This is a genomic window from Sporosarcina sp. G11-34 (assembly GCF_026931025.1).
In genome coordinates this window covers 1-18,791 of sequence record NZ_JAHNZW010000024.1, presented here as the reverse complement: position 1 = coordinate 18,791, position 18,791 = coordinate 1, and the positions used below count along the sequence as shown (strand labels likewise).

Sequence of the window (18,791 nt, the reverse complement as noted above, 5' to 3'; positions counted from 1 at the left end):
AAACTCTTATTATTAGTATGGTAGTTCGCCTTTTTGCGACCAATTTCGTGCAATATTTGTCCTTTTCATGTTAAATTAAAATTAGCTTATATCGAAATTTGTTAAGAAGGAGTGGATAACAACTTGTGAAGAAAATACTGGAATTATTGCTGTTATTCCTCATTTCATTTGTCGCTTATCAATTTATCTTATTCATAAATGAGAAACCTGGATTATGGGACCAGGTTGAATACGAAGTAAATGTAGAAAGTCTACCAGCTGAACTGCACCCCATTGTAGCTGATAAAGTGGAGATTTTATTAGAAAAAACAGCAGAACGTGGGATTACAATCCTGATTACAGATGATTACCGTTCATTTGAGGAACAAGACAAGCTTTATGATAAGGGCAGAAGGACACCCGGAAAAGTAGTTACTCATGCGGAGGGAGGCGACTCCTATCACAACTTTGGCCTTGCAGTCGATTTTGCGCTTCAGCTTGAGAATGGGAATGTGATCTGGAATACTGAATATGATGGGAACGGAAATGGTCAATCAGACTGGTTTGAGGTTGCAGAAATTGCAAAGGAGCTGGGCTTTCAATGGGGAGGCGACTGGCGCGGCTTTAAAGATTATCCTCATCTTCAGATGGATTTTGGCTTATCCATTAACGATCTGCAACAAGGAAAACGTCTCAAAATACCCCAACTAAAAACAGAAGGCACTGAAAAAACGTTTGGTTTTTAAAGAATCTTAGGATTTTGCGTACAAGAAATTAGCATGGCATGAATTGAATGATGTAAAGACAATCCAACTTAAATTCAAGTGCAACAAACTACCATGAAAGTTTAAACAATCATGATAGTTTGTTGGACAGTTACCTTTATTTGTTACCGTTATTTATGCCTACTTAATAATTCTTCTGGAATATGACAATAGTCATCTGGGAATCTAGATAACCTATCTTGATGTTCGTCTGCACTTCTTACATAGTTTGTAAGCGGTAATACCTCAACAACGATACGGTCATAATCACTTCTTTCGCTTAGAAACGCTTTCGCCTCTATTAAGTGTTCTGGATTATTACTATATATACCTGTCCTGTATTTCTCCCCAACATCCTCTCCTTGTTTGTTCAAACTGTAGGGATCAATGATTTCAAATAAATGTCCCATTAATTCCTTTATTGATACAATTGTCGAATCAAATTCTGTTTTTATAACTTCGGTATACCCGTCATAATCACCATCAAGTGTCTGAGTAGTACCGTTAGCTCTGCCTGCTTCTGTAAACTTAACGCCAGGTAAGGTTTTGATAAAAGCCTGTACGCCCCATAAACACCCACCTGCAAAATAGACTACTTCCATATAGACACTCCTCTTTGGCTTAATTAAATCATTTAGCTATTGTCAGTAATTACTTATATTTTCACATCAGCACCTGCGCCAATGTGATGCAGAACAAATGCATAGACTTCTGCGACTTCTTTCAACTGATTAAACCGTCCAGATTCACCGAAATGACCTGCGCCCATATTTGTTTTTAGGACAAGGGTATTGTCATCCGTTTTCAAATCCCTTAATCGTGCGACCCATTTAGCAGGCTCAAAGTAACCAACACGCGGATCGTTGAGGCCAGTTGTTACATACATATGCGGATAGTCTTTCGCTTCCACATTGTCATAAGGACTGTACGACTTAATATAAAAGTAATCTTCTTTTTTTCGAGGGTCGCCCCATTCGTCCCACTCAAGTGTCGTGAGGGGAATACTAGTGTCGAGCATTGTCGTCACAACATCGACGAAAGGTACTTCTGGAACGATGACTTTGAACAAATCCCCAGCCATGTTGGCGACAGCACCAGCAAGCAATCCGCCCGCACTTCCACCTCGACCCGCCAATTGGCTAGAGGTTGTGTAACCTTGCTCAATAAGATGGTTTGCAGCCGCAATAAAATCGGTAAAGGTGTTCCGTTTGTGCTGCATTTTGCCGTCCTCGTACCAGCTACGCCCCATTTCAGACCCGCCGCGGACTTGAGCGGTGACAAAGACGACACCTTTATCCAAAATCGGAAGTTTATAGGGACTGAAGTACGGATCACTATTTGCCCCGTATGAACCATAGGCAGACAAGATGAGCGGAGCCGGTCCGTCATCGAAAGCGTCTTTATGATAGACGAGCATAAGTGGTACTTTACTGCCATCCTCTGCTGTTGCCCACAATTGTTCTTGATGATAATCGGACCGTTCGTAATGACCGCTGACAGGTGCAACTTGTAGACATTTTCTTTCGCCAGTTTGTGGATTGAAACCGTATGTTGTTTCCGGCGTTAGTAAAGATTCATAACTGAGTAAGATTTCTTTTGCCGCAACGTTTTGGTGACCTATAACAGATACCGAATAAATCGGCTCATCCCAATGAAGAGGTTCCAATTTACCTTCTTTTAATTCCCATAGTTGTGTCAAACCGTTCTCTCGTCCAGCAATAAGTAGCGTGTTCTGGAATGGGTAGACAGCTTGAAGGAAGCGGTCCTCATCATAGTCTATAACGTTCGTACGTGATTGAAAGTCAGTGAGTGGGCAGCTTTGTAATTGGAAGTTCAGCGCCTCTTCGTTTGTCAGCAGGAGCAAATTGTCACCCGAATGTTCGACGTCATATAAGATGTCTTGTCGTCGTTCTTCGACCAGTTGTGGTGAAGATAGCGGTGAATCCACATCGATGAGACGGACTTCACTTGTTGTTTTTGATTCTGCATGAACAATAATGAATTGGCCACTTAGAGATTTGTTCATATGGAGGATGAACGTCGTTTCTTTTTCCTCATAAATCAGCTCATCACTTGCTACATCACTTCCCAAGCGATGGCGCATTAGGCGAGACGGACGCTCAAAATCATCCACAGTAATATAAAAGAGATAATCACCGCAACGACTCCATTCTAGACTCCCATAGATAAATACATTCGGAATCACATCAGGCAGCAACTTGCCTGTTTCCATGTCTTTCACATAGGCCGTAAAGCGATCAGTCCCATCCCGATTTTCTAAATAAGCAAGGTGCTGGTGATCAGTACTCATGCGTTGTGCTGTAACACTTAAATAGTCACTTGCTTTGGCCAATTCGTTGAGGTCAAGCAAGATTTCTTCTTGTGCTTTAGATAGTTCCTCACGACTTACAGCTTTCTTCCGCGCATAAATTGGATATTGTTGCTCTTTCTCCAATCGGGAATAGTAGAAGTAGGGGCCCTGTTGGATGGGGACGTTAACTTCTGACTCAGGAACACGGTCCACCATGCGTTGATATATCTCTTCGGTTTGTTCTTTAATGGGCTCCATGATTTCATCGTAATACTTATTTTCATCCTCTAGATACTGAATCACTTCTGGATTCGTCGGCTCATTCAGCCAATAATAATCATCATGTCGCACATCTCCGTGTATTTCGTGGGCATATGGTATGCGTTTTGCAATAGGTGGTTTCATATTTTAATTAGCTCCTTCTAAATGTTTTGGATACGCATTAACTTCGAGACTTGAATGAGGAAAACCTCTTTTTAATTTCAGGACTTGTGTTAGAAACTATCGTGAAAGTTTAAACAATCATGATTGTACATCACAAAGGTACGCTAAAAAATTTATTCTCTGAATTTGAACAAGTTGGTGGGGGATGTCGGTAAAAGGTTGGGAAATTCAAAAAGGCATGACCCCAAAACTATGGGATCATGCTTTTTTTATGGTTGCGGTCTTCATTAACAGGAGATATGTGAGGCACACTTCACTTAGATCAATCAGTACGGACAATCATAACATTACATGTAGCTTCTTGAACGACATACTGAGAGACAGATCCAAGGAAGAAATGTTCGGCATTTTTTATACTTTGTACACCGCAAACGATTAAATCAGCATTTACTAATGAAGCGAGCTCACCGGCAATCAATTTTTTCGGGGAACCGTGTTTGATGAGTACTTCAACGTTTGTAATACCTTCAGCCAGAACGATTGATTTATAGCGATTCAGCATGTTCTCTGAAAGTTGTTGCTCTCTTTCAAGCAATGGAAAATCATCTTCAGGAACCAAATAGGAATTGATGACATTGGCGATATGTAGTCTTAAACCGTGGCCAAGTTTTGCAATCTCAATTGATTTTCGTAAGGCATTTTCGGATTCTTTTGAATCATCAACTGCAACTAGAATGTTTTTATAATCATCCATATCCATATCTCCTTTTCGAAAAATCATTTGTATTTTTAACGAAGATGATATTTGTTTTAAGAAACGACGATTTGCCAAACGTAAAATGAAAAGTGACTATTCTTTATACCTTTATTTAATCACATTTTGTGGGGGAACGGAAGTCCTCAGAACCGCTTAATGTGACAATAATAAGCTAATGAAACCATCGTAAAAAATGAAAGAATCGTCATTGTTTGTGACACAGATTCCCTTTATTAAAGTTGCTAAACATAAAAGAAATTATGAACCGGAAACTAAGAAGTTATACTTATTTCAAACTAGGAACTGTTGTAATTAAGCCTGACACTTCTGCATTTCAATCAATTTTGTCTATGAAGTTGTAATAACAGAAGGGGTTTAGTATAATTTGTTGACAAAGAATAGTAGAAGTAGAGGATGATAATCAAATGACATTTGAAGAAATATTACCCCGTTTGAGAGCGGGCGAAAAAGTGATACGTAGTGGCTGGGGCGGAGCGGAATTGTATGTGAAACTAGTTGGAGAAAGCGAACATGACGGGAAAAAGTTGAACCCTTACTTCCTCATTGACGTTAAAGGTGAAGGCTACACAATGTTTACACCGACTGTTTGTGACCTATTGGCCGAGGATTGGATAATTGTAGAATAAATTGAACACGTAAATGAAGCTCATGATAAATTCATGGGCTTTTTGTGTGAGGAGGAAAAGATTATGAGATTCGATGAGTTTAAAGGCCAGACCGTTTTTATAACAGGCGCTGCCTCAGGTATTGGACAGGCACAGGCAATTGCTTTTATGGAAAATGGGGCAACTGTTTTTGGATTCGATTTAGATGAAGAAGGGCTACTTCGTTTGAAAAGTCAGAACGGTTCTTGTTTTTCTTATGAGGTCGGTTCTGTAGCTAACAACGACGAGGTGAGACAAGCCGTTGAACGAGCCTTGTCGATATTCGGGCAGATCGATATCTTATTAAATACTGCAGGCGTATTGGATGGCTATGCAAAAACGTTAGAAACAGACGAGGACTTGTGGAATCGTATTATGGACACGAATGTAAAGGGTACTTATTTTGTTACCAATGCGATCATGCCTCATATGTTAGCACGAAAATCTGGCGTCATTGTCAATATGGCATCGATCGCGGGACTTGTGGCAGGAGGGGGAGGTGCAGCTTATACGGCCTCGAAGCATGCCATCATTGGTTATACGAAGCAAACGGATTACGATTATTGCCGGGAAGGGATTCGAGTCAATGCGATCGCGCCTGGCGCCATTCAAACGCCGATGAATAAGGCTGATTTTGAAGGCGATGGAAAAATGGCGAAATGGGTCGCGGAAGAAACACCGGCGGGGCGATGGGCACAACCAGATGAAGTAGCTGGACTCACGCTCTATTTGGCAAGTCGGGCATCCGATTATATCCACGGTACCGTGATTCCTATGGACGGCGGCTGGATTGCACGATAAGAGATATTCAAGAATATTTTCTTCTGTTATACTAGACGGGTAAGCAAATTCTGCTTGCACTGCGGCACTTTGGTTTGAGTGAGTGACTCATCCTTCCTTTGGCCGTAGTTATTACTAAAATAGCCCGTGCTATTTTACAAAGGAGAATAAAAAATTGAATACTTCTACGCTTAAAAGTGCACCGCGGACAGCCGTGAGTGAACTAGCAAAGTCTGCACTAATTGCTGCATTATATGTGGCGGTAACTGTCATGCTTTCAGTGATCAGTTTTGGGGCAATCCAGCTCCGCTTGTCGGAAATGTTTAACTATCTCGCCCTGTATCATAAACGATATGTCGTTGCCGTTACAGCAGGTGTGGTAATCGCCAATTTTATGTCGCCTACTTGGATACTGGATGTGCCTATTGGCGGAATTGGAACACTTCTTGTTTTGTTACTCTGTAGGAGAGTCACAAGAAATATCAAGAGCGACGTCCTAAAAATGGTCTTAACCGCAATTATCTTTGCTTTATCAATGTTTACAGTGGCTGGCCAATTAACGATTTTATATGGACTTCCATTTTGGCTCACTTATTTCACAGTCGGCGTTGGTGAATTGCTGTCGATGACAGTTGGTGGGATCATCATGCATTCCTTGCACAAGAAAATCGATTTCACAAAATAGTTTTAGGTGTAAGCAGAATTCACATAATAAATATAATCAAAAGCCAACCCAATTAGGTTGGCTTTTTTGTAGTCCTCATTTCAAATACCTATGGTAGACTTTCCGCGTTACACTTCCGTCGAGCTTTGGTTCGGTTTCGGATCCCGAATGGCAAATGACAACAGCAGTCCGAAAAATGCAATGTATCCTGCCACATGGAAGGCTACATTGACCCCGTGGATGGCACCGGAAACCGAGTCGTCACCGATTGCCGCTGTTACCGTGATTGCGACGAGAACGGCAGTCCCGATTGCACCAGCAATCTGACGGAACGTATTGTTCATGGCGGTTCCGTGAGCAATCAAGTGATTAGGCAACTCATTCAACCCAAGCGTTGTAGCTGGCATCATGACCATGGCGATGCCCACCATCCGAACCGCATTCAAGACGGCTAAATACGTGAAAGTTGTCTCTACGGATAGGTATGCAAACATGAACGTTGTTACTGTCAGGATAAGATATCCAGTGCGCAACAACCATTTTGCGCCATATTTATCGAACAGTGCACCTGATACTGGGTTCATGACGCCCATAACAATCGCACCAGGTAGGAGCATGAGGCCGGAATGAAAGGCGTTGAACCCAAGCAAGTTCTGCATGAAGATTGGTAAAATCACAGTTGTTGCAATCATCGAGGCGAACACAATCATGCCGAGTCCAGTGGCAAGCGTAAACACCCAATATTTAAAGACCCGGAATTCAAGGATAGGCTCATCTAACTTTAATTGCCGCGCGATGAATAAAAAGAGTGAAATAGCGCCGATTGCAATGGCTATACCAACATTCAGATGAAGCCAGCCCGTGTTACCAGCAATACTAAAGCCGTAAAGGAGTCCGCCAAAACCAAGTGTGGAGAGGACAATGGACAAGTAATCCATCTTTGGATTGGTGAGTTCCGTCACGTTTTTCAGTAAAAAGAAGGCGGCAATGATAATTATGAGCGCAATCGGTAGGACGACATAAAAGATACTTTTCCATGCGAAATGATCCACAAGATAACCAGATAGGGTCGGACCAATTGCGGGTGCAAATGCAATAACGAGCCCATACAAACCCATCGCTTTTCCGCGTTGTTCAATGGGGAAGAGTAGGAACATGATCGTTTGCAAGAGTGGCATCATAATCCCGGCACCTGCTCCTTGAAAAACGCGCCCAAGTAATAAAATTGAAAAGTTAGGCGAAATGGCCGCAACTAATGTACCAAAGGCGAATATACTCATAGCTGTTAGGAATAGTTTCCGTGTCGTAAATTTTCCAATTAAAAATGCTGTGATTGGAATCATAATGCCGTTGACGAGCATGAAAATCGACTGCAACCACTGAACAGTACTTTCCGTCACGTGGAGATCCTTCATGATTGGCGGCAGGGCTGTGGCAAGAAGGGTCTGATTTAAAATCGTAATAAATGCTCCGGATAACAAAACGGCCATTAGTGGAATATTCTTTTTGAGATCAAACGTTTGCGAGTTGTCCATTACCTGTAAACCACCTCGAATTTATTGTCTAAATGAGTGCAGGTTATTCTGATTGCATTAAATGTATGTTGTGTATGGAAATAATAGATATTGTTGTTCGCGCAACACTTAACGAACCGAAAGACATGTCATAAATGTATGATGCACTGATACACAAATAAGATACGCTAATGTTTGGTACGCAAGATACGTGTCCAAAATTTTGCGTACCTGAGGTAGAAATTATCACATAGCTACCGTTATTTATACCTGTTTAATATATCTTCAGGAATATGACAATAATCATCAGGACATTTCGCTCACTAAGAAACGCCTGCGCCTCTTTTAAGTGTTCGGGATTATGCCTGTTCTGTATTTCTAGCCAACATCCTGTCCTTGTTTATTCACACTGTATGGATCAATGATTTCAAATAGATGTCCCATTAATTCTCTAATCGATACAATTGTCGGGTCAAATGCTGTTTATACACATTCAGCGTACCCATCATAATCACCCTTAAACGTATGACTGGTTTCATTAGCTCTAACTGCTTCTGTGAAATTAACACCAGGTAAATTGTTTAATAAAGCAAAAAAGTATTCCAAAAGTCTCTTACCCATTTAATTACTCTTCATTGTCGAGGATTTGCAGAAAGTTGCTCTTGTCGCAAATTAGTTAAGTTTGTCTAGCAAGTATAACATCACGTTTCCTTGTCCGTAATAGAAAGAAAGCTGCAACGATGTTGCTCATAGTTATATTATTATCTAGCAAAGAGATGCCTGGCTTATGGTAAAGTAGGATAATATAGTAAATAGTGGAATAATCCACTAAAGAACCTAAAAGGTAATAAATAGAGAGAAGTGATTCAATGGATAAATTACACGCAGTTTTTATTAAAAACAACTTTTCATTAAATTTAGAAACGAGCAAGGCGATAGAGTACGAACATATCAATAGTAAAGAAATCGTCTATTTACTACATAATAAAGAAATTAGTATCGTTTTGAATCCAAATATGGTGGAAAAAGTTTCATTATTAACAAGCGATAAAAAGTACCATAGCACTGCATTAAAAAAGTTTCCTACAAGGAAGAATAACGGGGGAAATCCGATTCATTATGGCTATTCTTATAAGTTTAAACAAGCAAGTGATTTAGATGACTTTTTAAACGACTTGTTATACGTAACAACTAGGTCGGATTATCATGGGGAAACTGATTCACCACGGGTTGAACAACCCTCCATTTAATAATGTATATAATTCGTGTTCTATGCATGATGGGAAAGGGAGTTAATGATATATGAATCGTTATGTATTATTATCAAATCGGATTTGGGAATTTGAATACTTCGAACGCATGAAGAAGTTCTTTTGGGCACGTGGTATGGCAGTTCGTGCACCAAATCAAAGAAATACAAAAATTGACTTGGAGCAGGTTGGGGATGTCATCTATTTAGTCTCTGGTGCTGGGATTCGGGATCAGTGTGTATCACATTTGAAAGATAAAATCATCTCATCTCCAATGTTAGCTTGGCAATGCCGAGTAAAAGAGATTGTGGAGAGGCCGACGATGCAGTTTTATTATGCGCACGGAAAAAAGAAGAATAAACTAAATCGAATGACTTTACCATTTGAGTTTTTCAAGGACCTTCAGCATTTTGAAACGTTAAATGATGAGCCGTTTACTGAAACGAACCGTGCGCATATTCACCAATATGTCCAAGCAGGTGAAATACTCGAGCGCTTATATGAAGAAGGGCTATTAGAATTTGCCGTTGGACATGAGGATGATGATACATATAATGAGCGATGTTTCATTTATGATCAGGAAGGACGATTGCGTCATGTCCAAAAAGACTTTCCACTTGTAAACGAATTAGAAATTAGCGACATTCAAAAACTAAAGAAAAAGAAGTACTTTCCAACGTATTCCTCCTATCAACGCATTCAACAAGCTTATCTGGATGCTGGCCTAGATATGGAGTTTTTACTTGAGCATTCATCCACAGGGATTCACAACTCATATTCTGTAATTGAAATTGAAGAGGAGTTATATTTGCCGATTAATTTTCCTCAAGGGTTACCGCAGGGGATTTCTGTTCGCTATTTAACACAAAACAGTGGAAATGACTTAGTTGATTTAATAGAAGAAACGGCTAGAACCAAGCGAATTGTAAATCCATCAGAGGGAAGTGAGAAGAAAATGTCTTATGCTAAAAACCAAATACTATATGGACCGCCTGGAACCGGGAAAACCTATTCTGTGATTCGTAAAGCGCTAGAAATTGTGGATCCATCGTTAGTAGAGGAGTACGATATTCAAGAGGCCGAAACTGGTGAAACAAATCGCGAACAATGGATCGAAGCCTATAGTCGTTTTGTTGATCAAAAGCAAATTCAATTTTGTACGTTCCATCAGTCTTATACATATGAAGATTTTGTTGAAGGTCTAAGAAGCGATGACAAAGGCTCATTTGTTCCGACTGATGGGATTTTTAAAGAAATTTGTGAAGCGGCAAAACTATCTACGATGACATTACCTACAACTTATGAATTTGATGAAAATGAAATTGATTTCTTTAAAATGTCACTCGGTGATAATAATTTCGATGATGATATTTTTGAATACTGTTTGGAGAATAATGTAATCGCACTTGGTTATGGCGGGGAAATCGACTATCAATCTTGTATGAGTTTAGAAGATGTTCGTAATGAATTAGAGCAGCACGGTGATGAAGGGCGAAGTAAGTTTGAAGAAGAGGCGGTTAATCGTTTTAAAAATCGCTTAGCCTTGAATGATATTGTCGTTGTTTCGGGTGGTAATCATTATATTAAAGCAATTGGAAAAGTGACGGGCGCGTATTATTTTAATAGTGATACGGAGATTGTGTACAATCATTTCCGAAAAGTGGAATGGTTATATGCAGGTGAAAATATTTCGGTCAAGCAATTATCATCAAAAGTCTTTTCCCAACAGTCCATTTATGAACTGAAGAAAAGCAATTTAAATATGGAATTCATCAAACAGTTATTAAGCAATGAAGAAATTGCGCCGGACGAAAAAAATTACGTACTCATCATTGATGAAATAAACAGAGGCAATATCTCGCGCGTCTTCGGGGAGCTAATAACGTTAATTGAAGATGATAAAAGACTAGGTGAAACAAACGAAATTGTCGTGAAGCTACCTTATTCAAAAGGAACTTTTGGTGTACCTGGGAATCTTTATATCATTGGAACGATGAACACAGCAGATCGGTCGATTACGCATATGGATACAGCACTTCGCCGTCGATTTGATTTTATTGAAATGATGCCCGATGCATCGCTTTTACCAGTGGATGTAGAAGGGGTTAATGTTCGGATGCTGTTAGAAATGATTAACAGGAGAATTGAATATTTATATGATCGTGATCATCAAATCGGACATGCCTTTTTCTTAGGGAAGGATCAGACGGTGGATTCTCTTATTGAGACGATTCAAAAGAAAGTCATACCTCTGCTGCAAGAGTACTTTTATGATGACTGGGAAAAGATTGGGATGGTTTTAGGCGGGTCAGGAGAAGTCGGCCAATCAGATGCATTTATAAGTTCTTATATGGTTTATCCGAATGATTTATTTAACCAAACAAGTTTACGGCTAAAAGAGCGCACAAAATATGTGATAAATCCAACTCCTTCAAAAGAGGCGTTACTTCGTATTTACTAAGGAGTGAATGGTTTGAAACACATTACTATTGTTGAAGGATACGAATCGGTATTAATTGGTGAAGGTGATGAGGCCAATACAATTACTCGTGAGCAAGCAGAAGAATTGGCAGCCTATATTGAACATGAACAATTAAAGGAACAGTATATTATTTGGGGAAGTCATTCTGTTTTATTTATAAATTATGTAGGTTTTATTCAATGTAGTGATTTTTCTATAGAGTTGCTTCCGAAAGTAGCGTTTGAAGGGGAAGCTTCTTGCCGTGAAGTATTGTATCGGATGCTCAATGAAGTTGGGTATATTCAAGCCAATATTAGCAGTAAATCATATGTGTCGACAACAGAAGATGATTTACTAGAATTATTAGCGGCCTATTTTGCAACTAAGTTATTAAAACAGTTACGTTACGGCATCATCACTCAATATGTCGAAGTGGAAAATAACTTAATGAGTCTGAAGGGCTCGTTGCTTGTCCAAAAACATATACGTGAAAATATAAGCCGTAATAAACCTTATCAAGCTTATTGTGAATATGAAGAGCGCACTGAAGATCATAATCTAAACCGGTTATTTAAAACAGTGTCCATATTGCTTTCAAAAGTCGTCACTCGGGTTGAGACGCAAATAATATTGCAGCAAATATTGAATTTGCTAGATGGTATTTCCAATCGACCAATCACTTATTTCGAGGCACAATCCATCATAGTGGACCGAACAAATAAAAGATATGAAGTACCGTTAGAGCTGGCAAAGCTATTTCTTCAACGACAAGTGAGCACATTTTCAAATGATACGAGTGTCTCATTTTCGATACTATTTGAAATGAATGACCTGTTTGAAAAGTACATTGCTCAATTAATGCATGATGCAATTCCAGATAAAGTGTTTGAACAGCATAGCGGTCATCGATTGCTGGTTAACGAACGGACAAATCGTGGGATCTTTCAGTTACGACCAGACCTTGTGATTGAGAATGATAGCTCGCAAATCGTAATTGATACAAAGTGGAAGAGATTGACTAACAGTGGCCGTCACGGTGTAAAACGTGAAGATTTATATCAAATGTATGCATATGTAACGCGCTATAAGAATGCAAAGGCAGCCATTTTACTGTATCCATTCACACCAGAGATAACTAGTGAAGCATTTCCAATTGAGTACTGGTCAATTGAGGAACAGGAGAATAAAAAGGTGGCGGTGCATATGGTAACTTTGCACAGTCGTTCTGAAACGATTACCCAATTAAAAGAAATTGTTGGGTATCATCTAAATTGACAGTTTCTTACTGAAATCCTACAAGGGGTTTATTATTGGGTGGGTAATAATGAATTAATTCAAACGAAGACCTATGTATAAGCAGTTAAAGCGTTTTAGAATTAATATTCAAAAGATAGGTTGACAGACTATTAAAACATTGCTATGCTTTCCCTAGGTTAATATCACGTGGTTGAGTTGAGAGGTCCACACTTAAGTCTTGCGAACAGCAGGTTATTAAGTGTGGACTTTTTTTGTTTCTTACTTATGCCATGTCCTAACCATAAGAAGAAGGAGGAGAAGAGATGACAGCATTTTTAGGGGAACTGGTTGGAACAATGATCTTAATCATTTTCGGGGCTGGTGTGGTTGGCGGTGTCGTAATGAAAAAGTCGAAAGCAGAAGGCGCAGGTTGGATAGTAATTACGATTGGTTGGGGTCTGGCAGTTGCGATGGGTGTTTACGCTGTTGGTAATGTAAGCGGTGCACATTTAAACCCTGCCGTGACAATTGGTTTAGCTTCAATAGGTGAATTTCCGTGGGCAAATGTCCCAATGTACGTATTTGCACAAATGGTAGGTGCGATTATTGGTGCTACAATTATATACTTCCACTATTTACCACACTGGAAAGAAACAGAGGACACGGATGCTAAGTTAGCAGTATTTGCGACAATCCCAGCTATCCCTCATCCACTTTCAAACTTAACGAGTGAGATAATCGGGACATTCGTATTACTCGTCGGCTTACTATCCATAGGGGCGAATGAATTTACAGAAGGACTCAATCCTTTAATTGTAGGTGCGCTCATCATTGCAATTGGTGTGTCTCTTGGTGGCACTACGGGGTATGCCATTAACCCAGCTCGTGACTTAGGTCCGCGTATTGCTCATTTCTTTTTACCAATACCAGGTAAAGGAAAATCAAATTGGAGCTATGCATGGATACCGGTTGTCGGTCCAGTAATTGGCGGTTCTTTCGGGGCATTATTTTATCAACAAGTTTTTGAAGGGAAAAATAGTGTTGCATTTTGGCTTGTAGGGGCTATCGTTCTAGCGGTATTACTTGGCGCGCAGTATTCAGTGCGTAAAGAACAATCAAAAGTATCAAATTATGCTAAGGTTGAGAGAGTTTAAGTTTAAACAATATAAAATGAAATGGGGATAAAAACATGACTGGAAAATATATTTTAGCATTGGACCAAGGAACAACGAGTTCACGAGCAATATTATTTGATAAAGAAGGAGAAATCTTTCATTCTGCACAACGAGAATTCAAGCAATATTTCCCGCATTCCGGTTGGGTTGAACATAATCCACATGAAATTTGGAGCTCGATTTTGGCAGTCATGGCAGAGGTTTTATCAGAAAAAAATATTACAGCTAAGCATATCGCTGGAATCGGTATTACAAATCAACGTGAAACAACTGTAGTATGGGATAAGACAACAGGATTACCCGTCTATAATGCGATCGTATGGCAATCTCGACAAACTGCGGAGATTTGTGAGGAACTTAGAGAAAGCGGTTACAATGATTTGTTCCGAGATAAAACGGGTTTGCTCATTGATGCTTATTTTTCAGGGACAAAAGTGAAATGGATTTTAGACAATGTCGAAGGTGCTAGAGAAAAAGCAGATCGTGGTGATTTGCTATTCGGAACCATTGATACATGGCTCATTTGGAAATTGTCTGGTGGGAAAGAACATGTAACGGATTATTCGAACGCATCAAGAACGTTAATGTACAATATATATAATTTAGAGTGGGATCAAGAATTGCTTGATATCCTGGGCGTCCCAGCATCTATGCTACCGGAAGTAAAATCATCTTCAGAAATTTATGGCTATACAGATGAAGTACATTTCTTCGGTCAGGCAACACCGATCGCGGGTATCGCTGGAGATCAGCAAGCTGCTTTGTTTGGACAAGCTTGTTTTGAAAGCGGCATGGTTAAAAACACATATGGCACGGGGTGTTTCATGCTCATGAATACTGGTGAAAAAGCTGTTAAGTCGGATAATGGACTTCTGACGACGATTGCATGGGGAATTGATGGCAAAGTAGAGTATGCGCTAGAAGGCAGTATCTTCGTCGCGGGTTCTTCGATTCAATGGTTGCGTGATGGACTTCGTATGCTACGTACTTCTGCCGAAAGTGAAGGGTATGCCGAAAAAGTTGCTTCGACTGAAGGGGTATACGTTGTACCTGCCTTTGTTGGCCTCGGTACACCTTACTGGGATAGCGATGTAATGGGCGCAGTGTTTGGATTAACACGCGGTACGGAAAAGGAACATTTCATTCGTGCAACGCTGGAATCGCTAGCTTACCAAACGAAAGACGTACTCGATGCAATGGAGTCTGACTCTGGGATTACGTTAAAGAAATTACGTGTCGACGGTGGCGCTGTTGAAAATAACTTCTTAATGCAATTTCAATCAGATTTACTAAATGTGCCTGTTGAACGTCCAGTGATTAATGAGACGACAGCACTTGGCGCTGCTTACTTAGCAGGATTGGCAGTAGGATTCTGGAAAGATCGTTCCGAAATTGCCTCACATTGGCATCTAGACCGTGCTTTTGAACCGGACATGGAACAATCAGAGCGTGAAAAGTTATACACAGGATGGCAAAAAGCAGTCAATGCTGCGATTGCATTTAAATAAAAAATATAAATTCTCCACGGTAATAAAATAGATTTAGTCAGGTATCTCGAACATTATAAAATATCCACTTCTCAAGTTAAATGAGAGGTGGATATTTTTATGTTTACTATTAATTTCCTCATTTCAATTAACCTTTTAATTTAATTTACCTACGCTGTATCCTTTTTGTCATTCTGCATCTATATAGCAATCGATAGGCCCATTCGTCTATGCAAAAGCTATCGTACTTCGAATGAGAACATCACCATCAACTTAGCATGAAATTAACTGTACTTAACTGGAAGGGGTTTTACGATGAAATTATTAATTAACGAAGCACCACTTCAAATTATCCGCTCATTGGCGCTAAAAGTTGGATTGAATGAAGCGATTTTATTGCAGCAACTTCATTTTAGATCGCAAATTTCCCTCAATATACGGGATGGCCATAAATGGGTTTATAAAACGTATGAAGAATGGAAAAATGAAGAATTCCCGTTTTGGTCTGTCGATACTATCAAAAGAACAATTATTAAGTTAGAAAAGAAGAGCTTAATCGTTTCCGCGTCTCATTATAATCGCATGAAAATGGACAAGACAAAATGGTACCGGATTGACTATGTAGCTTTGCACGCCCTGACAATGCAAAATGCCCTGACCAGTGTAGCAAATTCAGCTGAAGGAGAAACGCAAATTGCACCCCCTAGAGAGGGCAATTTGCCACTACCAATAACCAAAGAGGTTAAGAGTATTAAGAATATATATGTCGAGCAGGATCTCGATGTTGTGTCTGTCATTCAATATTTAAATGAAAAAGCACAAAAGCATTTTAAAGCATCGTCCAAGCCAACGGAACGCTTAGTGAAAGCGCGTTACCGAGAAGGTTACAAGCTGGAGGAATTCAAAAAGGTGATCGACTGGAAAGTGAAAGAATGGCTGAACGACGCTCATTGGAAAAGGTATTTACGACCATCTACTTTGTTCAATGCGACAAACTTTGAAAACTATTTGGAAGAGACGAGAGATAAAAAAACAGCAGAAAACAGTTCACCAAAATCATTTGAACTAGACTTCAGCAAAGGGGAAGAGTAAACGATGGCACGTCATGAGCAAATTGAGAAAAGTGTACTGGGAACGATGTTGGCAGAAAATTATTTAATTGCCGATAGTGGTGTGATGCGGGATTTTTTCATCAGTCATGTGCACAAAAATATTTTTCAGTGTATGCAAGATTTATTTGCAGCAAAGCGTCCTGTTGACTTTGTGACTGTGCTGACGATGATGGATCCAACTGCACTTGGTGGTGCGAATTACTTGGCTGAGTTAACAAACTTCGCCAGTCCAACGAAGTTTGATGGCTATGTGGAAATGTTGCTTGGGACATGGAAGAACCGTGAGAAAAACAAAATCTTGATTCAGGCAACTGAAAGTGACATGGCAATCGGTGAGATTCAAAAGGCTTTGGAGGATTTAGAGAAAAGTGGAAACGCCGGATTAGATACGAATATTCAAATGGATTTGATCCGGATGGGGGAGAGACCTTATGAGCCTCTGGTAGAAACCCCTGGTGTCACGACAGGCTTAAAGGATTTGGAAAAACTGCTTGATGGTTTCCAACCTGCTGAACTAACCATTATCGCCGCACGACCGTCGATGGGAAAGACGGATACGTTGAATCACTTTGCATTGCATGCTGGATTTGCTGGTTATAGGCCGATTATCTTCTCACTTGAAATGAGCAGAACCTCCATGATAGACAGGTTAATTGCAGTAACGGGTGGCTACAACCGTCTTCGTATGCGGAACCCCTATACCCATTTCACAACGAAGCAAAAGGCGAACTGGATGCCGACACTTGGCAGATTAGACGAAGCGAATATTCACATTGATGATCGTGCAGCACTAAAAGTGTCCGAAATGCGGGCGACTGCGAGAAAAATTATTAACAGTGAACCGAAGTTGAAACCGATTATTTTTGTCGATTACTTACAAATTATTCGAGGTGATTACTTGCAGCAGAACCGGACGGAAATTGTCGGTCAAATTAGCAATGACTTAAAACAGATGGCCAAGGAGTTTGACTGTCCTGTCGTCTGTCTCTCCCAACTGAACCGCGGTGTCGAAGCTCGGGACAATAAAAGACCGATGATGAGCGATTTACGTGACTCGGGTAATATCGAGCAGGACGCGGATGTCATTGTGTTTTTATATCGTGATGATTATTACGATAAAGAAACAGCTAGTCCAAATAGGTTGGAGATGAATGTTTCCAAAAATCGCAATGGGCCAACTGGGATGGCAACTGTTTGTTATGTGAAAGAAACAGGGATGCTCCACAATATCGATTGGCAAACAGAAAGGACTGTATGAGGATGGTTACGGTACTGGAAATTCTTTATTTAGCGATAGAAACAGATATGCAACGATTGGCACACCGCGTTTTCTGGGCGGTTTCTGAATGTAAAGTGTGCGCAAATGAGGACTCTAAAATTCTCGATACGATTGACTATGACGAGGTAGCGATTAGCAAGATGATCGAACAAAATGTACTCGAAATTGGCAAAGTGAAGTTGTTCGTTGCCGCAACAACTAAACCGGAAGAATTCGCTTTTTATTATAGCGAGAATATATTGGAAGCACACGCGCTTCACCAAGAGCTTTTCAAGGTAGCCCCAAAGCGGCTGACAGACGCGCCTCATTTATTGGGAAAGGTATTTCAATTAATCGAAATGAAAGCAGCGGAAATATTGTACTTTCACCGTAAAAAAGTCGTAGCTTATCCGTATTATTTAGGACATGCGATAGCTGGCGAGAGGTCGTTGGATAAGAGGGCGGTTACTTACTAACTATATTTGGCGTACCCTAGGGAGAAACTGTCATGATTGTTTCTCCTAACCCGTTCAGTTCTCTGGTACAAAAGATAAAATCACAAGCGAAATAACTTCGAATTAGAGCGACAATAAGCATCTTAGCAGTGCTATTTCAATTTAAAAAGGAATCTTGTGTAAATACTGGTATGATAGCAGTAAGGTAATTATATATTAAGTATTCAATAAATGGAGCCCTTTTGCGGTATACAAAGTGCTACTTTTAATACCTTCGCGCGCTCCGTCCAGGGTCTCAAGGCTCCTGCTGATTCTCCCGGAGTCGGAGCCTGCACTACAAGCAACGTAAAGTATTATGTGTAGAGTATTTTCATCAAATGGGCCAGATTGTTATAAACCACTAAGAGAGGTAATTAACTATGAAAAGGTATCTGAAGAAAAGATATAAAACCTATGTAAGTGTTGTTTTTGGATTATTAATAGGATTTATAGTTGTTACATTTTTATTTGATAAACCGGATTATAAGTCTGCAATCCTT

The 18,791-nt window shown here is 40.0% G+C and carries 16 protein-coding genes and 1 pseudogene; 12 read left to right on the top strand and 5 right to left on the bottom strand.

The window, feature by feature from the left end; genetic code table 11:
- The first annotated feature begins 125 nt into the window (after window positions 1–125).
- The gene (locus KSU66_RS20455; protein ID WP_269053303.1) at window positions 126–725 is read left to right on the top strand and encodes a M15 family metallopeptidase; all 600 of its coding nucleotides are present in this window, start codon (window positions 126–128) and stop codon (window positions 723–725) included.
- A gap of 149 nt (window positions 726–874) precedes the next feature.
- On the opposite strand, the gene KSU66_RS20450 is transcribed toward KSU66_RS20455, so the two are convergent.
- From KSU66_RS20450 to KSU66_RS20440, 3 genes are all read right to left on the bottom strand, one after another.
- A complete protein-coding gene (locus KSU66_RS20450; protein ID WP_269053302.1) occupies window positions 875–1,345 on the bottom strand; it encodes a peptide-methionine (S)-S-oxide reductase in 471 nt (156 codons plus the stop codon).
- Between the two features lie 53 nt (window positions 1,346–1,398).
- A complete protein-coding gene (locus KSU66_RS20445) occupies window positions 1,399–3,459 on the bottom strand; it encodes a S9 family peptidase (RefSeq protein WP_269053301.1) in 2,061 nt (686 codons plus the stop codon).
- A gap of 301 nt (window positions 3,460–3,760) precedes the next feature.
- Window positions 3,761–4,192, bottom strand: a complete 432-nt coding sequence (locus KSU66_RS20440; protein WP_269053300.1) for a universal stress protein — start codon at window positions 4,190–4,192, stop codon at window positions 3,761–3,763.
- 428 nt (window positions 4,193–4,620) lie between these two features.
- On the opposite strand from KSU66_RS20440, the gene KSU66_RS20435 reads away from it, so the two are divergent.
- From KSU66_RS20435 to KSU66_RS20425, 3 genes are all read left to right on the top strand, one after another.
- Complete coding sequence (locus tag KSU66_RS20435; protein ID WP_269053299.1) at window positions 4,621–4,842, top strand: DUF2829 domain-containing protein; 222 nt, start codon at window positions 4,621–4,623, stop codon at window positions 4,840–4,842.
- A gap of 63 nt (window positions 4,843–4,905) precedes the next feature.
- Entirely contained in the window at window positions 4,906–5,661 is a 756-nt protein-coding gene (locus tag KSU66_RS20430) for a 3-oxoacyl-ACP reductase (RefSeq protein ID WP_269053298.1), read from the top strand.
- Between the two features lie 154 nt (window positions 5,662–5,815).
- The gene (locus tag KSU66_RS20425; protein WP_269053297.1) at window positions 5,816–6,325 is read left to right on the top strand and encodes a QueT transporter family protein; all 510 of its coding nucleotides are present in this window, start codon (window positions 5,816–5,818) and stop codon (window positions 6,323–6,325) included.
- Window positions 6,326–6,432: 107 nt separating this feature from the next.
- On the opposite strand, the gene KSU66_RS20420 is transcribed toward KSU66_RS20425, so the two are convergent.
- On the bottom strand, window positions 6,433–7,839 hold the full coding sequence (locus tag KSU66_RS20420; protein WP_269053296.1) for an MDR family MFS transporter: 1,407 nt from the start codon (window positions 7,837–7,839) through the stop codon (window positions 6,433–6,435).
- 239 nt (window positions 7,840–8,078) lie between these two features.
- Window positions 8,079–8,439, bottom strand: a pseudogene (locus tag KSU66_RS20415) (peptide-methionine (S)-S-oxide reductase).
- Between the two features lie 248 nt (window positions 8,440–8,687).
- Between KSU66_RS20415 and KSU66_RS20410 the strand changes: the two are divergent.
- From KSU66_RS20410 to KSU66_RS20375, 8 genes are all read left to right on the top strand, one after another.
- The gene (locus KSU66_RS20410; RefSeq protein ID WP_269053295.1) at window positions 8,688–9,068 is read left to right on the top strand and encodes a hypothetical protein; all 381 of its coding nucleotides are present in this window, start codon (window positions 8,688–8,690) and stop codon (window positions 9,066–9,068) included.
- A 52-nt stretch (window positions 9,069–9,120) separates the two neighbouring features.
- Window positions 9,121–11,529, top strand: coding sequence for an AAA family ATPase (locus KSU66_RS20405; protein WP_269053294.1), 2,409 nt, complete (start codon window positions 9,121–9,123; stop codon window positions 11,527–11,529).
- Window positions 11,530–11,541: 12 nt separating this feature from the next.
- Window positions 11,542–12,804 (top strand): McrC family protein, encoded by a 1,263-nt coding sequence (locus KSU66_RS20400; protein ID WP_269053293.1) that lies wholly within the window; start codon window positions 11,542–11,544, stop codon window positions 12,802–12,804.
- A 284-nt stretch (window positions 12,805–13,088) separates the two neighbouring features.
- The gene (locus KSU66_RS20395; RefSeq protein ID WP_269053292.1) at window positions 13,089–13,919 is read left to right on the top strand and encodes an MIP/aquaporin family protein; all 831 of its coding nucleotides are present in this window, start codon (window positions 13,089–13,091) and stop codon (window positions 13,917–13,919) included.
- A 35-nt stretch (window positions 13,920–13,954) separates the two neighbouring features.
- Entirely contained in the window at window positions 13,955–15,448 is a 1,494-nt protein-coding gene (gene glpK, locus KSU66_RS20390; protein WP_269053291.1) for a glycerol kinase GlpK, read from the top strand.
- Between the two features lie 294 nt (window positions 15,449–15,742).
- Window positions 15,743–16,519 carry a conserved phage C-terminal domain-containing protein gene (locus KSU66_RS20385; RefSeq protein WP_269053290.1) on the top strand — a complete coding sequence of 259 codons (777 nt, stop codon included), beginning with the start codon at window positions 15,743–15,745 and terminating at the stop codon, window positions 16,517–16,519.
- A gap of 3 nt (window positions 16,520–16,522) precedes the next feature.
- Window positions 16,523–17,797: a replicative DNA helicase gene (locus KSU66_RS20380; protein WP_269053289.1), complete on the top strand. Its 1,275-nt coding sequence runs from the start codon at window positions 16,523–16,525 to the stop codon at window positions 17,795–17,797.
- Between the two features lie 2 nt (window positions 17,798–17,799).
- Window positions 17,800–18,273, top strand: coding sequence for a hypothetical protein (locus KSU66_RS20375; protein WP_269053288.1), 474 nt, complete (start codon window positions 17,800–17,802; stop codon window positions 18,271–18,273).
- Window positions 18,274–18,791: the final 518 nt, after the last annotated feature.

What these genes read in the sequence shown, in the direction of transcription:
- KSU66_RS20445 (WP_269053301.1), bottom strand. Translation starts at nt 3,459, where the DNA reads ATGAAACCACCTATTGCAAAACGCATACCATATGCCCACGAAATACAC.
- KSU66_RS20410 (WP_269053295.1), top strand. Translation starts at nt 8,688, where the DNA reads ATGGATAAATTACACGCAGTTTTTATTAAAAACAACTTTTCATTAAAT.
- KSU66_RS20375 (WP_269053288.1), top strand. Translation starts at nt 17,800, where the DNA reads ATGGTTACGGTACTGGAAATTCTTTATTTAGCGATAGAAACAGATATG.
- glpK (WP_269053291.1), top strand. Translation starts at nt 13,955, where the DNA reads ATGACTGGAAAATATATTTTAGCATTGGACCAAGGAACAACGAGTTCA.
- KSU66_RS20385 (WP_269053290.1), top strand. Translation starts at nt 15,743, where the DNA reads ATGAAATTATTAATTAACGAAGCACCACTTCAAATTATCCGCTCATTG.
- KSU66_RS20430 (WP_269053298.1), top strand. Translation starts at nt 4,906, where the DNA reads ATGAGATTCGATGAGTTTAAAGGCCAGACCGTTTTTATAACAGGCGCT.
- KSU66_RS20450 (WP_269053302.1), bottom strand. Translation starts at nt 1,345, where the DNA reads ATGGAAGTAGTCTATTTTGCAGGTGGGTGTTTATGGGGCGTACAGGCT.
- KSU66_RS20380 (WP_269053289.1), top strand. Translation starts at nt 16,523, where the DNA reads ATGGCACGTCATGAGCAAATTGAGAAAAGTGTACTGGGAACGATGTTG.
- KSU66_RS20435 (WP_269053299.1), top strand. Translation starts at nt 4,621, where the DNA reads ATGACATTTGAAGAAATATTACCCCGTTTGAGAGCGGGCGAAAAAGTG.
- KSU66_RS20420 (WP_269053296.1), bottom strand. Translation starts at nt 7,839, where the DNA reads ATGGACAACTCGCAAACGTTTGATCTCAAAAAGAATATTCCACTAATG.
- KSU66_RS20395 (WP_269053292.1), top strand. Translation starts at nt 13,089, where the DNA reads ATGACAGCATTTTTAGGGGAACTGGTTGGAACAATGATCTTAATCATT.
- KSU66_RS20405 (WP_269053294.1), top strand. Translation starts at nt 9,121, where the DNA reads ATGAATCGTTATGTATTATTATCAAATCGGATTTGGGAATTTGAATAC.
- KSU66_RS20440 (WP_269053300.1), bottom strand. Translation starts at nt 4,192, where the DNA reads ATGGATGATTATAAAAACATTCTAGTTGCAGTTGATGATTCAAAAGAA.